Here is a 756-nt window from a genome sequence, read left to right as displayed (position 1 = left end):
CTGTCTGCGTGGCAAAAGGATTATCTATAAATCGCTCATGGGTTAAATCCAAACGGTTCAAATACCCCCTGGCCAAACCAGCACCTCCTATATGAAGCTCACCGATAACACCTATCGGAACAGGAAAGTTATTAGCGTCAAGCACATAAGTTTTTCTATTAGAAATCGGCATACCTATAGGTATACTATATGATTCTATTGAAGTTTCAATATTATAGGTACAGCTAAAAGTGGTACTTTCCGTTGGTCCATAACCATTTATCAAACAATTTGGCTTTTTATTACTAGCTATTAAAGCATTAACACTTCTTTTATCTAATGCCTCACCTCCAATAATTAAATAATTTAGACCTTCAAATATGGCATTATCCAGATAATATAAATTTTCAAATAATGTTTTTGCTAACCATAATATTGAAATATTATTTGCTATAAGAAACTTATTAAATTTTTTTATATCCAATACAATACTTTGCATATCTTTTGGTATTACCAGAAGATTTCCATTAAGCAAAGGAGTCCATACTTCAAAGGTTGTTGCATCAAATACAGGAGATGATACTAGTACAAAAACATCTTTGGAAGTTACCTTAATATAATCGTTCAATACTAAACTCAAAACAGCATCTTGCTCGATCATCACCCCTTTAGGCCTGCCTGTCGTTCCGGAGGTATAAATAACATAAGCCAGATTCTTTGCTAAACTATGTTGTGGAAGATTAGAACTCGCTTCTACCTGATAAAAATCCGAAACAA

General features: G+C 33.3%; 1 protein-coding gene. It reads right to left on the bottom strand.

The features are described from left to right. Nucleotides 1–756 (bottom strand): AMP-binding protein (locus tag ACN1CN_RS22790; protein ID WP_419137988.1); only part of this gene is annotated, 756 nt, incomplete at both ends.

It is taken from the genome of Flavobacterium sp. T12S277, from assembly GCF_048514875.1.
Taxonomy (GTDB): domain Bacteria; phylum Bacteroidota; class Bacteroidia; order Flavobacteriales; family Flavobacteriaceae; genus Flavobacterium.
Note: the sequence above shows the minus strand (reverse complement) of the source record. Positions and strands in the feature narration are given on the sequence as shown.